This window comes from Vibrio sp. Makdt (assembly GCF_027587015.1).
Classification (GTDB): Bacteria; Pseudomonadota; Gammaproteobacteria; order Enterobacterales; family Vibrionaceae; genus Vibrio; species Vibrio chagasii_B.
This window is the reverse complement of the sequence record NZ_JAPPTH010000001.1, coordinates 399833-415405: the sequence shown is the minus strand read 5'-3', so window position 1 is coordinate 415405 and position 15573 is coordinate 399833. Positions and strand designations below refer to the sequence as shown.

The 15573-nt window shown below is 45.3% G+C and carries 18 protein-coding genes; 9 read left to right on the top strand and 9 right to left on the bottom strand.

Annotated features, from left to right (window positions below; all coding sequences use genetic code 11):
- Positions 1-9: 9 nt before the first annotated feature.
- The 5 genes from OH460_RS01820 to OH460_RS01800 all read right to left on the bottom strand — a co-directional run bounded on the left by OH460_RS01820 (position 10) and on the right by OH460_RS01800 (position 3636).
- The gene (locus tag OH460_RS01820) at positions 10-744 is read right to left on the bottom strand and encodes a flagellar basal body rod protein FlgF (RefSeq protein ID WP_269994517.1); all 735 of its coding nucleotides are present in this window, start codon (positions 742-744) and stop codon (positions 10-12) included.
- Positions 745-748: 4 nt separating this feature from the next.
- Positions 749-1975: a flagellar hook protein FlgE gene (gene flgE / locus OH460_RS01815; protein ID WP_269994515.1), complete on the bottom strand. Its 1227-nt coding sequence runs from the start codon at positions 1973-1975 to the stop codon at positions 749-751.
- Between the two features lie 159 nt (positions 1976-2134).
- The gene (locus OH460_RS01810; protein WP_269994513.1) at positions 2135-2803 is read right to left on the bottom strand and encodes a flagellar hook capping FlgD N-terminal domain-containing protein; all 669 of its coding nucleotides are present in this window, start codon (positions 2801-2803) and stop codon (positions 2135-2137) included.
- 36 nt (positions 2804-2839) lie between these two features.
- A complete protein-coding gene (gene flgC / locus OH460_RS01805; protein ID WP_008223411.1) occupies positions 2840-3268 on the bottom strand; it encodes a flagellar basal body rod protein FlgC in 429 nt (142 codons plus the stop codon).
- A 20-nt stretch (positions 3269-3288) separates the two neighbouring features.
- Positions 3289-3636, bottom strand: a complete 348-nt coding sequence (locus tag OH460_RS01800; protein WP_008223413.1) for a flagellar basal body protein — start codon at positions 3634-3636, stop codon at positions 3289-3291.
- Positions 3637-3807: 171 nt separating this feature from the next.
- Between OH460_RS01800 and OH460_RS01795 the strand changes: the two genes are divergently transcribed.
- The 7 genes from OH460_RS01795 (at position 3808) to OH460_RS01765 (ending at position 8745) form a co-directional block, all read left to right on the top strand.
- Positions 3808-4575 carry a FliM/FliN family flagellar motor C-terminal domain-containing protein gene (locus OH460_RS01795; protein WP_269994509.1) on the top strand — a complete coding sequence of 256 codons (768 nt, stop codon included), beginning with the start codon at positions 3808-3810 and terminating at the stop codon, positions 4573-4575.
- The gene (locus OH460_RS01790; RefSeq protein ID WP_008218033.1) at positions 4568-4951 is read left to right on the top strand and encodes a FliM/FliN family flagellar motor switch protein; all 384 of its coding nucleotides are present in this window, start codon (positions 4568-4570) and stop codon (positions 4949-4951) included. The genes OH460_RS01795 and OH460_RS01790 overlap by 8 nt, the downstream gene beginning before the upstream one ends.
- A 26-nt stretch (positions 4952-4977) precedes the next feature.
- Positions 4978-5718 carry a flagellar type III secretion system pore protein FliP gene (fliP, locus tag OH460_RS01785; protein WP_269994505.1) on the top strand — a complete coding sequence of 247 codons (741 nt, stop codon included), beginning with the start codon at positions 4978-4980 and terminating at the stop codon, positions 5716-5718.
- Positions 5715-5984, top strand: coding sequence for a flagellar biosynthesis protein FliQ (gene fliQ, locus OH460_RS01780; RefSeq protein ID WP_008218029.1), 270 nt, complete (start codon positions 5715-5717; stop codon positions 5982-5984). Before fliP ends, fliQ begins: the two co-directional genes overlap by 4 nt.
- A gap of 2 nt (positions 5985-5986) precedes the next feature.
- Complete coding sequence (gene fliR / locus OH460_RS01775; RefSeq protein ID WP_269994502.1) at positions 5987-6769, top strand: flagellar biosynthetic protein FliR; 783 nt, start codon at positions 5987-5989, stop codon at positions 6767-6769.
- Positions 6762-7901, top strand: coding sequence for a flagellar biosynthesis protein FlhB (flhB, locus tag OH460_RS01770; protein ID WP_269994500.1), 1140 nt, complete (start codon positions 6762-6764; stop codon positions 7899-7901). Before fliR ends, flhB begins: the two co-directional genes overlap by 8 nt.
- 211 nt (positions 7902-8112) lie before the next feature.
- Positions 8113-8745 (top strand): esterase/lipase family protein, encoded by a 633-nt coding sequence (locus OH460_RS01765; RefSeq protein WP_269994498.1) that lies wholly within the window; start codon positions 8113-8115, stop codon positions 8743-8745.
- A gap of 136 nt (positions 8746-8881) precedes the next feature.
- Here OH460_RS01765 and OH460_RS01760 read toward each other — a convergent pair whose 3' ends face one another.
- From OH460_RS01760 to OH460_RS01745, 4 genes are all read right to left on the bottom strand, one after another.
- Complete coding sequence (locus OH460_RS01760; protein ID WP_269994496.1) at positions 8882-9706, bottom strand: hypothetical protein; 825 nt, start codon at positions 9704-9706, stop codon at positions 8882-8884.
- A 97-nt stretch (positions 9707-9803) separates the two neighbouring features.
- Positions 9804-9971 carry a hypothetical protein gene (locus OH460_RS01755; RefSeq protein WP_269994495.1) on the bottom strand — a complete coding sequence of 56 codons (168 nt, stop codon included), beginning with the start codon at positions 9969-9971 and terminating at the stop codon, positions 9804-9806.
- A 166-nt stretch (positions 9972-10137) separates the two neighbouring features.
- The gene (locus OH460_RS01750; RefSeq protein WP_269994494.1) at positions 10138-10971 is read right to left on the bottom strand and encodes a LysR family transcriptional regulator; all 834 of its coding nucleotides are present in this window, start codon (positions 10969-10971) and stop codon (positions 10138-10140) included.
- A 146-nt stretch (positions 10972-11117) separates the two neighbouring features.
- Entirely contained in the window at positions 11118-12092 is a 975-nt protein-coding gene (locus OH460_RS01745; RefSeq protein ID WP_116871129.1) for an arginine deiminase-related protein, read from the bottom strand.
- A 588-nt stretch (positions 12093-12680) separates the two neighbouring features.
- Between OH460_RS01745 and OH460_RS01740 the strand changes: the two genes are divergently transcribed.
- Both OH460_RS01740 and OH460_RS01735 read left to right on the top strand, forming a co-directional pair.
- Positions 12681-14531: an ABC transporter ATP-binding protein gene (locus OH460_RS01740; RefSeq protein WP_268663323.1), complete on the top strand. Its 1851-nt coding sequence runs from the start codon at positions 12681-12683 to the stop codon at positions 14529-14531.
- Positions 14532-14819: 288 nt separating this feature from the next.
- A complete protein-coding gene (locus tag OH460_RS01735; RefSeq protein WP_008218014.1) occupies positions 14820-15527 on the top strand; it encodes a DUF445 family protein in 708 nt (235 codons plus the stop codon).
- Positions 15528-15573 lie beyond the last annotated feature (46 nt).

Sequence of the window (15573 nt, the reverse complement as noted above, 5' to 3'; positions counted from 1 at the left end):
TTCCCTTCCTTAAGCTTTGAGAAGCTTATTGCCTATCTGAGCGATTTCATCTGCAGATGCCATCACTTCAATTTGCATTTCGTATTGTCGAGTCAGCGACATAATGCTAACCAGCTCTTCTAAACTGGAGACATTACTCGCTTCTAAATAACCAGAACGAACCTGAACGGTAAAATCTTCAGCCAATGCTTGCCCGCCTTTCGGAACAAAATGACCACTGGCATGCATGGTCATTTGTTCATTCTCAGGCTTAACCAGCTTGATGGCGCCAACCTCTAGCGACGCTTCACCTCCAATCGGGGTGATCGACACCAATCCATTCGAACTCACCGACACAAACTCAAAGTCTGGCAACACCATTGGGCCTTCGGTCGACATCACTCGGCGCTCGCCAAGGTAGAGTTGACCATTGCCATCCAATCGAAAATTGCCTGCCCGCGTATAGAGCTCGGCTGGTTCACCTTCTAGCCCTTCGAGCGTAATAAAGCCGTCACCATTAATGGCGACATCCAGTGGGCGCTCAGTACGTATATCTTCACCCTGAGCAAAGTTATTGATCGAAGAGTTGGTTCTGGAAGTGACGGAAGTCAGAAAGCCTGAGCCCTCAAGACGCATCGGTGTTGAGTGCTCCATTAAGGCTTTAAAGCCTACGGTGTCCGCATGTGACAGATTATTTGCGCGAACGTGCTGAGCGAGCATGGTTCGCTCAGCACCTTTCGCTGCACTAAAAAGAATAGGATTCATAGCGCTACACCACGTTGAACAAGGCTTGCGTCAGTTGATCCGATGTCGATATCGACTTGGTATTGGCTTGATAGTTACGCTGAGCCGTCATCAAGGCCACCAATTCAGACGTCAGATCGACGTTAGAACCTTCGAGTGCACCAGAAGTCAAATCACCGAATACCCCACTGCCCGCGGTACCAAGAACTGGCGTACCGGAACTGAAGCTTTGCAACCAAGCGGTATCACTGGTTTTGATCATGTTTTGAGGAGAAGCAAAGTCGGCAAGCACCACCTGACCTTGCAATTGAGATTGGCCGTTGGTGTAGGTCGCAAATATACGGCCATCGTTTTCCATTCGCACACTGGCATAATCACCAGAGGTGTAGCCATTTGGGCTATTTTTGGAAACAACGAAGTCACTACCAAACTGGGTGACTGCGGATAGATCGATGTTCACAGTGACACTGTTTGCCCCATTGGCAGGGTCGAAACTGACCGAGTAGTTACCACCCGATGAGATGGTGCCATCGGCATTAAAGGTAAAGTTTGCGGTATCCGTCGCGGTTGGCGAAGCGGCGGGTACCAAGGCGTCAGCCCCATCAATCGCTTTACCATCAACCAAGATGTGAACATCCCAGTCATTAGACGCACCTTTAACAAAGTACTGGCTCACCGTATGAGGGTTACCCAAAGAGTCATAAACTGGGGTGGTATAAGAGTGGTTGTAGGTGGAAGAATCACTGTAGTCGAATGCGCTGGCGGGAACCTGCTCTCTGGCATCTAAATTGGCAACAAACTCAATGGCATCTGTTTCCCTAGCCTGCAATGATGCAGTACTTATCTGCACCGTGCCTACCGAGCCGAGCAATAAATTGTTATTACCATCAACCGAGTAACCTTGCAGAGCCGCACCACTGTTCGCAGTTATCACCCCATCAGCGTTCATGTTGAAAATACCAGAGCGGGTATAGAGAGTTTGCCCTTTACTGTCTTCAAGCACGAAGAAGCCATTGCCACTTAATGCCATATCCAGAGATCGCCCTGTACCTGTAACCGTTCCACTTTTTTCAAAGTTTTGCGAAACCCCAACCACTTCAACGCCGCCAGCTTCACTACCGCTATAAACGGAAGCAAACTCGGTTCTCGACTCTTTAAAGCCCGTCGTAGAAACGTTAGCAATATTATTGGAAATGGTGTTCAGCTCTGAGTTCGAGGCATTTAGCCCGCTCAGTGCAATACTAAAACTCATAATGTCTTCCTCTTCACGCTAAAGAGGCTATCTCCGTAGATTCGAACATCAGCGGAGAACGACAGCCGCCATCTTACTTACTTAAAAGAACTAAAAAATACAAACCAAAAACCGGCAAAGCCGAAAATGTAGCGAAAGTTATCTAACTAATTAAAAGCCTTACTCATTTGAGAAGGCAGCCACGTCATAAAACGCGACCATGCCAACCCCTTTAACCTGCAAGTGACTGCTGCCACCTATCAAAGGTGTCGTTACATGTTCCACCTGGCCATGCAGATAAATCGATGGCTGGTAAACTTGTCCACTGTCCAATTTGATACGCATCTGATACTCACCGGTTAGCCCCATGGCTTGCGCATCTAATGTGTAATCCACTCGCCCTGCGCTGTTCGGACCAAGGTTCATCGACTTAACGTTGCCAAGCGAATCGACTAGCTCGAGCATCACGGTATTCGATGGCGCCTGTAACTCAATGTACCCCGTATGCTGCTCAACACCCGATGCAGACAAACGATCACTTTTTACCGTCACCGTTTTATCAATCAATGCGGCGGTGCTAAGCACTTGTAAGTTATCGAGCATTGTCGAATTATTTTGCGTCAGTTGAACCAGGTTTTCCGTACTTTCAACCTGAGAGAACTGCGCCAACTGTGCGACATATTCCGTGCCATCAGTTGGGTTAAGTGGATCCTGATTTTCAATCTGAGCCACCATCAAAGTAATGAACTCATTCTTTAATGCACTCGCACTGTTCGGATTATCTTGAGGGGTCATCGTTGACGCAGACTCAATATTATTGACCTGCGCAGCACCGGATATCGTTGTCATGGTGTCGTTCCTCGGGTGTCATTGGCAGCAGTTGGGTTAACTGCGCCAAAGCCCCATCAATGATTGTTGCATCGACTTTACGTTGCCGAGCACTTCTACGCTGGCTTCAAAACTACGAGTAGCCGAGATCATGTCAGCCATTTCGTTAACGACATTAATGCCAGAGTAATAAACATACCCTTCGTCATTGGAGAGAGGATTGTTGGGCTCATAACGCCCTTCCATCATTGAAGAGACTTCCACAACATCGGCAATGCGAATCGGCACCACACCTTGCTGTTGAGTTTGCTGTGCATTGAAATGGTTATAGACCGCCGAGAAAATCGGTTTCAACGGTTTATAGACTTGTGATGGGTCACCAGATACGGAATCGGCATTCGCCAAATTACTGGAGATAGTATTAAGCCTGACGGTCTGTGCACTCATCGCTGAGCCTGCCGTCTCGTAGATACCTAAGAATGCCATGATGTCCCTACCTAATTCACTTATTGTCCTTTGATGGCAGACTTTATCCCGTTGATTTTAGACTGCAAAAACGCAAGGCTCTGATGATAATCCATCACATTTTTCGCGAACCTAGCTTGCTCGTTTTCTAGCTCAACAGTGTTGCCATCTCGTGTTCTTTGCACAGGAATCCGATATTGAGCCGCCGTACCTATGTACCAGTCTTTTGAGTGACCAATACCACTGAGTACCGCCTCAAATCTGAGATCCATCGCTTTGTAATTAGGCGTATCCACGTTAGCAATATTGGAGCTCAATACTGCCGCTCTGTCCAAACGAAACTGCACCATTTTGGGGTGTACCCCAAGTGCATCGTCTAAGTGAATCATTGCCCTAGCCTCGTCGTTGTTTGGCCTTAATCCTTATCAGAAGTAGGCCTTTATCTTTTTATATTTTCTCTCGCAACCGAAGTTGAAATGAGATTGCTTTAACCTATAGTTAGGATTAATTAGCGTGTCAAATTTGAGAATGACCGCAAAAACCAACCACTGGTACTTGACATGAAGAAATTATCACTGACTGAATTCGGCAATCCGAGCATAAAAATGCGTAAGTTTCTGTTAAGACATTCAAGCCATTTCTCAACAGAAATTATTGATATTTTTAAATTTAACTTTGCGGGCCGTCACGTCAAAGCCACGTTTTCAGAAACGCGCCGACCACCAGCAAACAGCATCAAAACCGTTCTTCATATTGAGGAATTTGGACATGTTTTTTTCTTTATTTCACCCCAAGCTGCCGATATTCTGCTACACAAGCACCTCAACAACCCATTACCACTCAAAAAATCTAAGCGTAGCAACCCCGATATTGCGCTAACCCAAACCCACCTAAGGCTTTTTCAAAAGTTCACCATGGCGATCACCAACGCGCTGACTGCCGATGCCAATCATTACGCCATTGAGCACACCGACCATCAGCCCTCTGACATTGGCGTCACCATTACGTTTGAGTTTGACGACCAGCAACTCGATGTGACCTTCATGATCGACAACAAGTATGTGAAAAAGCTGCGCGACATGATGGAAAGTAACGAAACATTTGATCGGGAAGAGATACTCGACAACCTGCGATACCAACCCGTCGAATTAGGGTGCGTCATGCTTCACAAGCAATGCACACTGCATGAGCTTTCTCAGCTGAAACCCGGAGATTTTATGCCCATGACCCTATGCAAAAACCTAACAGTCAAGGTCAACGGGCACCCAACTTTTTTTGGCAAACTTCAATCCATAAACTCTGAACTGGGAGTCGAAATCGATGGCTAACGACAAAGAGACACGCAACATTGACAGCTCAATGAGCGACCTAAACCTGCATGATGAATTACCAGATCTTGATGATTTAGATCTGGATGATCTTGCCGACGACATCGACCTTGGTGCCGACAAAGAGCACGTCAGTAACATCTCTCTGCTCAAGAGTATTCCTGTCGACATCACCGTTGAGGTTGCACGCAAGACATTGATATTAGACGAGCTACTGAACTTAAAGGCAGGCAGTGTTGTGATGCTGGAAAAACATGAAGGAGACCCTGTTGATATCAAAATCAATGGCACCGCGTTTGGTACCGGAGAGATCGTCTCCAAGAATGGTCAGTATGGTGTGAGATTACTGAGCATCATCAAGAAACCAAGTAAGTAACGCCTTTGAGTAACGTAAAGAATACGATGTCTAAACCAATATTCTTCACGCTAGCTTTAGCCTTATTTGCGGGCACATCGCACGCAGAAGGGTTGACGATTCTCAGCGAAACCACCACATCTGACGGCACCGAATACAGCATTAAATTGCAGATTCTGATCTTGATGACATTGCTGAGCTTCGTTCCAGCCTTTGTGATTATGTGTACCAGTTTCACGCGAATCGTTATTGTATTAGCCATTTTAAGACAAGCACTCGGCCTGCAACAAACACCACCAAATCAGGTGCTTGTGGGGATAGCACTGATTTTCACCTTACTGATCATGAGGCCAGTTTGGACCAAGATTTACGATACCGCTTACATTCCATACTCAAACGACGAAGTGACCTTGATGGAAGCGTTAGCCACCGCAGAAAAACCACTCCGTCGCTACATGCTCGACCAAACACAACGCAAGGCACTCGAACAAGTCTCCAAGATAGCAGGAGAAGCCTCCATAGAGTCAGATCAGGATATTCCCTTCTTAGTTTTACTGCCGGCCTATCTGCTGAGTGAGCTAAAGGCCGCCTTCCAAATCGGCTTTATGTTGTTTTTGCCCTTTCTTGTCATCGACTTAGTGGTGGCGTCTGTCCTGATGTCGATGGGGATGATGATGTTGTCGCCCTTAATTGTCTCTCTGCCTTTTAAACTGCTGGTATTTGTCATCGTCGATGGTTGGGGCTTACTCATAGGTAGTTTAGCCAACAGTTTCTGGATAAGTGGATGAGCCCGGAAGAAGCCGTCACTCTGGTAAGCCAAGCAATCTGGCTGATCATTCTTATGGTGTCGGTTCTTATCGTGCCTAGCCTGGTCGTGGGTTTGGTAGTAGCGATTTTCCAAGCAGTCACTCAAGTCAATGAACAAACCCTTAGCTTCCTTCCTAGGCTGCTCGTGACTCTGCTATGCATCATTCTTGCGGGTCACTGGCTTTTACAAGAGATCAACGACCTATTCTTGTTTATCTTCAATACGATACCAAGCAAGGTTGGCTAGCCATGATGCAAATAAGCTTCACTGATATCACCCAATGGCTAGGGGTACTTTGGTGGCCTTTTGTTCGGTTTACTGGGCTTTTTCTGATCGCACCATTTTTTGGCGATAAAGCGATTCCGGTAAGAGTCAAGCTGCTGTTTGCTTTTATTTTTTCTCTGCTTCTCGCCCCCTTGGTGAAGGAGGTCCCTCCATTTAACCCTTTCAGCATCGACACCCTACTGTTCTCTTTTTACCAGCTCATCTTTGGTTTTTTAATTGGTTTTGCGGTGATGATATTTTTCACCATTTTTTCGATTGCGGGTCAGGCCATTTCCATGCAAATGGGATTAGCTATGGCTGTGATGAACGACCCTGCCAACGGAGTCAGTATTGCCATCATTGGCAGGATCATGTTCATCACTTCCATGCTGCTTTTCCTCTCTTTGGATGGACACTTAGTGGTGCTACTTGTGTTCAAAGAGAGCTTTGAGTATTGGCCTCTCAATTCACCTTTCCCTTTCAACAGCATTGAATACGTCTTAAAAATGGTGTCTTGGATGTTTGCGACCGGTTTGTTGGTAGCGGTGCCAGCTATCGTCGTCATGCTACTAAGTAATATTACGTTTGGTCTAATGAACAAAGCGGCACCGTCTCTTAATGTCTTTGCACTTGGTTTCCCAATGACCATGCTACTTGGCTTATTCGCATTAATGGCGTCCCTAACCGGTATCGGCGATCACTATTTTGATCTGGTATTAGAGTTGAACCAGCACCTGCACTATATGCTGAGGCTGCCTAATGTCTGATCATCAAGATTCCGGAGACAAGAGCGAACAACCCAGTCAACATAAGCTCGCTAAAGCTAGGCGAGAGGGTCAAGTACCGCGCGCTAAAGAGTTCGTTTCTTCCATAACCCTCATCAGCGTCGTCGCTTACTACGTGTTGAATGTTGACATGATTAAGCAGACCTTCATTGAACTGTTTCTTGTAAGCTTTCAGTTTGATAGCCAAACGGTCAGCCAGCCAATGGCTATCGTCGAGTTAGTAGGCACCGCGCTTTTTTCGATGATCACGCTATTTTTCCCGCTATTGATTTATCAAATGATTGCCGCAATCGTCGGCTCGACGCTACTTGGAGGGTGGATATTCAGCCCAGCTTTGCTGATACCCAAATGGGAAAAGATAAGTCCACTCAAGGGGTTGAAACGTATCTTTTCCTCCCAATCGATCGTCGAACTTTTCAAGAACGTTATTAAGGTCTCTCTTTTCTTTACTCTGCTGTATTGGGTAATATCGAGCTACATCTCAGTGATCACCAACCTCGTCAGCGCCCACTTTGATACCGTGGTGCTTTCGGTCGCGACCATCACCATTGAGTACTTGGGCTACCTTCTGTTAATCGTCTTGCTGTTTGGCTTGTTTGATTTCCCTTATCAACGACATGAATTTACAAAGCAGATGAAAATGACCAAGCAAGAGGTCAAAGATGAACACAAAGAACAAGAAGGGCGACCTGAAGTGAAAGCTCGTATCCGTCAGATACAGACTCAAAATGCCAAGAGAAGTGCCAATGAACGAGTGCCAAAAGCGAGTGTTGTATTAACCAATCCAACCCGTTACGCCATTGCCCTAATCTATGACTTGAGCCAAGCTGAAGCACCGTTTGTTGTCGCGAAAGGCCAAGATGATGTAGCGTTGTACATCAGAGAGCTTGCAGCTAAACACGAAGTTGAAGTCGTCGAGAGCCCTGCACTCACTAGGGCGATCTACAACACCACTCAAATAGACCAGATGGTTCCAAACCAACTCTTTGTCGCGATAGCGCACATTCTCACTTATGTGAATCAGCTAAAAGCATGGCGCAAAGGCGAAAGAAACAAACCCACCAGCTTGCCTCAATTCAACATCCCTAAATCTTGGTCCGACCCGACCGATTAGATCGCTACTTCACCGAGTGAAACACCCAAGTTGTCGTTAACGTCACTGATTGAGCTTGCTCAAAACGACTTTGAAGGTTATTGCTAGCAGTTGGGTGATTTACCACAGCCTTGTCTCGAGCTCTGTCTATCGTGTCCCATTCGTAGCAAGTTTTATTGAGTTTAGAATTGCGACTCCATATACTGGAAACACCATCAGACGGAGGGTAATAATGAATAATAAAAACAAACACATAGTTTTAATTCATGGCCTGTATATGCCTGCGTTGATCATGCAATATCTAGATAGAAATTTTAAGAAACACGGCTTTACCACCCATAAGTTCGCCTACAACTCACTGCGCTTTCCATCCGCAGCAAAACGTCTAAATCGCTTCGTAAATGCACGCTTTGATGAACACGATAAGGTCTATTTCTTTGGTCACTCACTCGGTGGCTTACTGATTCGTCATTACTTTAAATTCTACCAACCACACTTCGCTGACACCTGCATTATTACAGCGGGCACACCACACAATGGGGCAACCATAGCTAAAACGCTTTCTAATCATGGTCTTGGGTTCATTTTTGGTTCGACCAAGCACATCCTCAACGATGGGCTTGGTGACTACGATAATGATGTGCCAATTGGTGTGATTACAGGTACTTATGATGCGGGTGTAGGGCGAATCGTATTAGGAAAAAATCATGGCGATGGTACGGTCACTCTTGAAGACGCAAACCTAAAGGGTGCTACGGATACCTGTGCACTCAACCTCAACCACACCGCGCTAGTGTATTCGAAAGAGGTGGTGCAGCGCTCCATTGAATTCATTCACTTCAAGGCATTCCTAGCAGCTCAATAACAAGCTCGTTCACACGTTATCTAGCGACTCGATTCTGGAATTAAATCTACCCAAAAACCAAAGCAGCTCCCGTTACTTTAAACCCTCTGTATCTCTTCAACAGTGAAATACAGAGGGTCTCCTTTTAAAACTAAACTTAGAACTGATAGTTAAACTCTATGCGGTGATCGCCATCTTCGAAATCAACTTCTTCATTCCAGTTGGCAAAGTAGCGAACATTGAGGCGTGGGTTGATTTGGTATGACGCTGCAAACTCGTGAGTCATGATCGAATCGTCACCGTAGAACGCACCATTTTTGTAGGTATCTGAGCCACTAATAGTTCCCATGTACATCGGGTTATAGTTCAGCCAGATCTTGTCGGTAATTTCTATTTTCGCGTACATACCCGCGACATAAAATGTGCCATGCATGTCGTAACGGTCATGTAGCTCATCGGCATCAGAGCGAGACTTATCAGTTAGAGGCTCACCTGCAGCAATACCTGCTCCTGCTAGAGGATATAAGTTCACAGGGCCAAACTTTGGTAGCGCTTGAATGAAGCTATACGAGGCAGAACCTTGGTTAGTATCGAAGTTGTAGTTCAAATCAACTTGAGCGCCTCGACCATTGGTTAGGTCAACAGTAAAGTTGCGGAAACGTACCGAGTCTATTGAATCATCGACACTGCCGAATTTAGCTTTATCGTTATCACGGAAGCCAATAGCATCACCGGCGATCCCTTTCACTTCTAAAACGTTCATCCCCATCGTGGTGTCTGAACCCGTATCGTAGGTTTGACCAAACTTTAAGTTCAGTCCTTTATCGCTGTAGCCTGCACCGGCCTGAGTGTAAACAGCCAGTGGGTCACTCATGTCTTGGACAGAGTCTTCTGCTTTGGCGACAGAAGGAACACAAATTAGAGCTGTAACAATGCCTACCGCTAATGTGCGCGGCACAAATGTATCTAAATCGATTTTCATGGATGAGTCCTTGGTTGGGCGCGTGGCTGATACACGCGTTTCACTGAGATTTGAAATACTCATCCGTGAGCAGGAAATTACTTTGAACAAGTCACGACTAGATGTTGAGTGGCTTAATGTCAGGCATGTTTGCTTCCCAATCTTGTACATCGGCTACGTCAGGTAGGTAAACTCGAAGCGTGAAACCCCAGTTATCAGAAGGCGTTGCTGCAACCGTACCAAATGAAGTCGCGGCCACCAATAAAGCTAAGGTTGTCTTTTTCATTACCATTTCCTCGTTGAATTTCTAATTTTTACCAATAACGGTGATGCGATTACTGTAATTAGAAATATTGAGAGGAAGTAGTAGCGCCAATTAATGCTCTACATAAACACAGTTTATGTAGCGGCAGAAAGGTAGATGATTCAATATAAAGCTAGCTGAAAGGGAGCTAAACGTTTCTCAGAGACTGATGAAGCTGAGCACGAATGGCTGCATGACTTTGATTATTTGCATATTTCTTGTGATAAACCAGATCAAGCTGAATCGGATCAATGGGGAAAGGCACCCGAATTATCTTCAACCCAAGCTGTTCGATCAATGGGTCGTTATCATTCGTTGCACAGATAGCATTGGAGTTTCGAACACATAACAACATCGAGCTAGGGCTCGTCACCTGTTTAACAATCTTCCTCGGCAGATTCATTTTGGCGAGCTTCTCAATCCCAGAGACCTCACGCACCGTGTAAGTCAGCGTCACGTGTTCAAGATCGTAAAACTCTTCTAACGTAACTGAATCTCCGATTGTTGGATGGTCTTGACGGCAAACGTAAACAAGGTCTACCTCCTGAATATGTTCATACACAAATGCCAGCTCTTTTTCTTGCTTAAAGCGGGACTCAATCGCCATGTCGATCTTATCGTGACGTAAGTGGTCAAGAACAAGATACTCAGACAACGGGTTTTCAATCAACTTCACCCCTTCAATCACTGGCAGCTGAATCACGATGTGTTCGGGAGCATAGACGGTGAACTCTCTGGGTTTATCCAGCGCTAACTCAAGCCTGTGTTCTATCTCTTTAAAGTGTTCAGCAAGGGCGTGAGCATCAGATGTGGGTTCAAGCCTGCGACCATGACGAACAAACAACGCTTTACCCAGCTGTTGTTCTAAGCGTTTGATGCTCGCAGACATGGCTGGCTGGGTAACGTCGAGAACGTCAGCAGCCTGAGTAATACTGTTGAGTTCGTAAACACGTAAGAAAGGGATAATGAGATTTAAGTCCATACATTCCAGCCGTTAGTCGTTAAGTCGAGCCGCCGTTTGGTGACTCTTTTAAGTGTTTGGGGAAGAGGTTACACCCTAAAACAAAAATACCACCCTTTGACAAAGAGTGGTATTGAATAACTTAAACAGAAATGTCGAAAGCAGACCTACAAACGATTCACTCGTGTTGGTAGGAACACTTCACCGAGCATACAACGAACCGAACCACCACCAATGTCCTCGATCGTTTTCACGTTAAATGGTAGTAACTTACCGTGTGTCGAAAGTTGTGCGAGTTGAGTTGGAGAGAACGCGTCGTAAGCCGATTGAGACATCGCGATCACCTTGTCGCCATTCACGGTTTCAAGCTGCAGGATATTGCCACAGAAGCGATTCATCTGATCGATTGAGATAGAGATAACCTGTTTATCTTTCGCGAGTGACTTAACCACAAAACGGCGCTCAAATTCAGGGATCACTTCATCACAGATCACGCAGAAGTTATCACCAATCGCCATCATTACATTGGTATGGTAGATCGGTTGACCAGATGGCAATGCCGTTTGAAACGAAACCACGCGTGAATAACCAATGCGCTTTGCGTAATCTTCTAACACTTCACGATCACAACGTTGAGAAAGCGCGGCATAGATGGTCTTGTTAATATGGTCAATCACCATTACACCCGTGCTCTCTAGATAAGAGCCTTGCGCGATATAAGACTCTAGCGACTCAGTGTGGTTAACTATACGACCCGACGCCTCTAGTGCTTCAATAAGCGCATTTGGTTTCACTTCATTCTGACGGTTTTCACAGGCCATTGGGAACGTGAACAAGCTGCCATCGCTACAAGTGCTGAACCAGTTGTTAGGGAATACCGCATCTGGCGTTTCCACACCAAGCTCTGGGTAATCAAACTCTACAACTTGCACACCCTCTTTACGTAATGAAGCCACCATCGCCTTAAATTCGGCCATAGTTTCTAACTTAACCTCAGCTTCAGTGAGGTTAACTCTGTTTTGAAACTCATTATCTTGTGCCGTTTCTTCGTTAAATCGAAATTCTTTTGGCGGCACCATAACAACGCAATTGGCGTTTTGAACATTAGTAATGTGAAGTGATTTTTTGTGTAGGTTTAACATTTCAACCGTCCCTATCTTTTATTTACCTCAGAATTGTAAACAAGTTGTTACGACAAGATTCACTGAAAAGAATAATGATTTGAATATTTATCCCAAACATTTACTGCCAAACCCAGTTTAAACCGTAATTTTTACTGCAAGATAACAGCACATCAGAAAGAACCAACAGTTTGCATATCAATTAGAGAATTTGCTGAATAAATATCCGAACGGTCTTTTCTGTGTTACCGCGGGTTTAGGTTACAATTTAATCCATTTAGCGTTAGGATTATCACCGTTGCATAACAATCAATTACGTTTGAAATAAGCTTAACTCTTCCCATCTGAACCAATCTAAAATAAGCGTCATACACAATACGTTTTGGACCTTTCGCGATCACTAAAACACGGTGTTAAACCAAGCTCTAGAGCCAAGTGTTTAAGCCAGAGTGAAAACCAAACTCCATCGAAGGATTTAATGCTTATAAGAACGCATGGGCGCTCATGAAATTTCAAACTAAGACTGTAAATTTTAAATAGAGACTATAAAAACAAAGCTGCACGACGATGCCGCTGCTTATAGAGACACGAGTTTATAAAGGGAAATCTATGTACAAAAAGTTTGAAGGCTTTACTGAAGCCTTTCCAAAGGGAGAGCCGATACAGCCTCCTACTGGAATACTGGCATTTTGCCGCCACTACACACGAGGTTTTGAAAAGCCACTGATCTTGCTCGGTATCATGAGCATGACGATTGCGATCATCGAAGTGGCGCTATTTGGTTACATGGGACAACTGGTTGACTGGCTATCAACAAGTAACCCAGAAACCTTCTTAGCTGACAACAAGTCTACTCTTATGGGCCTTGGTGTGCTGCTGTTGGTCGTGATGCCAATCTTAATCAGTGTGTACTCACTGTTGCTTCATCAAACCTTGCTCGGCAACTATCCGATGTCGATTCGCTGGTTAGCACACCGCTATCTGTTAAAACAAAGCTTATCTTTCTATCAAGATGACTTTGCCGGACGTGTTGCCACCAAAGTAATGCAAACATCGCTCGCAGTACGTGAAACCGTGACCAAGATGGTTGATGTGTTTGTTTACGTAACGGTTTACTTCACCGCGATGCTGTTCATGCTTGCCGAGTCGGATTGGCGCTTAATGGCTCCAATGCTAATTTGGCTATTCGTTTACATCGGTATTCAACTGCACTTCGTGCCAAAGCTAAAAGATGTTTCTTCCGAACAAGCGGATGCTCGTTCATTGATGACGGGTCGAATTGTTGATAGCTACACCAACATCGCGACAGTAAAACTGTTTTCACACAGTAAACGTGAAACCGAATACGCTGAAGAAGGCATGGAAGGCTTCCTAGATACCGTGTATCGCCAGATGCGCCTTGTTACTGGCTTCAACATCTGTGTGGAATTCGCTAACTACCTACTGGTATTCAGCATCGCGGGTATCTCTATCTACCTATGGCTCGATAACGCAATCACTGTGGGTGCCATTGCGATTGCGGTGAGTTTGGCTCTACGTATTAACGGCATGTCAAAATGGATCATGTGGGAAATCGGAGGCCTGTTTGAAAACCTAGGTACCGTGATTGATGGCATTAAGACCATGTCGAAGCCGATCGCTATCGAAGATAAGGAAGACGCACAGCCACTTAAGGTTCCACAAGGCGGCATCAACTTCGAAAACGTGAGCTTCAACTACGGTGAGAACAAAGGGGTTATCAATAAGCTAAACCTAAACATCAAACCAGGTGAAAAAGTAGGCTTGGTTGGGCGTTCTGGCGCTGGTAAATCGACATTGGTTAACTTGTTACTGCGTTTTCATGATGTCGAAAGCGGCCGTATCTTGATTGATGATCAAGAGATCTCAAGCGTTACTCAAGACTCACTGCGCAGCAATATTGGTATGGTGACACAAGACACTTCACTGCTTCACCGTTCGATCAAAGACAACATTCTTTACGGTCGTCCGGAAGCAACAGATGAAGAGGTATATGCCGCAACCAAGCAAGCGCACGCGCATGAGTTTATCGAAACCCTAACCGACCCGTTTGGCAACATTGGTTACGATGCTCAAGTGGGCGAGCGTGGTGTTAAGCTTTCTGGTGGTCAGCGCCAACGTGTGGCGATTTCACGTGTACTTCTGAAAAATGCACCACTGTTGGTTCTTGATGAAGCGACTTCAGCTCTAGATTCAGAGGTAGAGGCTGCAATCCAAGAGAGCTTAATTGAGCTAATGGAAGGTAAGACGGTTATCGCAATTGCACACCGCCTATCCACCATTGCAGCAATGGATCGCCTGATCGTTTTGGATGAAGGTAATATCGTTGAAGAAGGCACGCACCAAGATCTGATTAACCAAAATGGTATCTATGCGCAGTTGTGGAATCACCAGACTGGTGGCTTCATAGCCGATGATCTTGAGCAAGCTAGCAACGATTAATTTGTGTGCTATTTTAAAAGTGCGGCGTATTTCACACCAATTTACTAAATAGCGGCAAATTACACATGGCAGAATGTTATGTCGTAATTATATAATGACTTTAACAAACCAAGACGGCTTCGCTTGCGCGTTCTGGAATAAGGCTAGACTTCGGGGGGAGGCTAGCCTTTCTTATGTCCGTAGTTCAGCGATCTTTCCCACTAGCTCCTTCAACTTCATCGATCCTTTTGTTTTTTTCTTGGCGTTTTTTTCTTAAAATGCGCGCAATATTCTTTCTAGAGATCGACCATGAACAAAAGTGTCTTAACTAACGTCATCGCGTTAGCACTGCTTGCTGGCGGCTATGCAACAGCAAATCAATACCTACTTTACGCGGGCCTATTCGCCTTTTCTGGTGCCATCACCAACTGGCTTGCGATTCACATGTTGTTCGAGAAAGTACCCGGCCTATACGGTTCTGGCGTCATTCCAGCGCGCTTTGAAGAGTTCAAAGCAGCCATCAAGCAACTGATGATGGAGCAGTTCTTTACTGAAAGTAACATCGACCGCTTCCTAAGCAGCGAAATGAGCGGTGGTCAATCACTTAACCTAGAGCCTGTGATTAAGAAAATCGATTTCAATCCTGCGTTCGATTCACTGGTTAACGTTATCGAGAACTCACAGTTTGGCGGCATGCTAGCAATGTTTGGTGGTACGGAAGCATTAGAGCCAATGAAAGCGCCATTTGTTGAGAAGATGCAAGAATCGGTTATCGAAATCAGCAAGAGTGATTCAGTGAAAAATGCCATCAAGGAAGAACTGGAATCACCAGCGATGATGGACGAAATCAAAGAGAACATCGAAGCGATCATCGATCAGCGATTGAATGAACTGACACCGAAGCTGGTAAAAGAGATGGTTCAAACCATGATCAAGAAGCACCTTGGCTGGCTAGTCGTTTGGGGTGGTGTATTCGGTGGTGTGATTGGCTTAATCTCTGCGGCAATTACGTTGTAAGCCGGACAAGTTTATCGGATTACTTTTTATCTGACACTCAACAAAA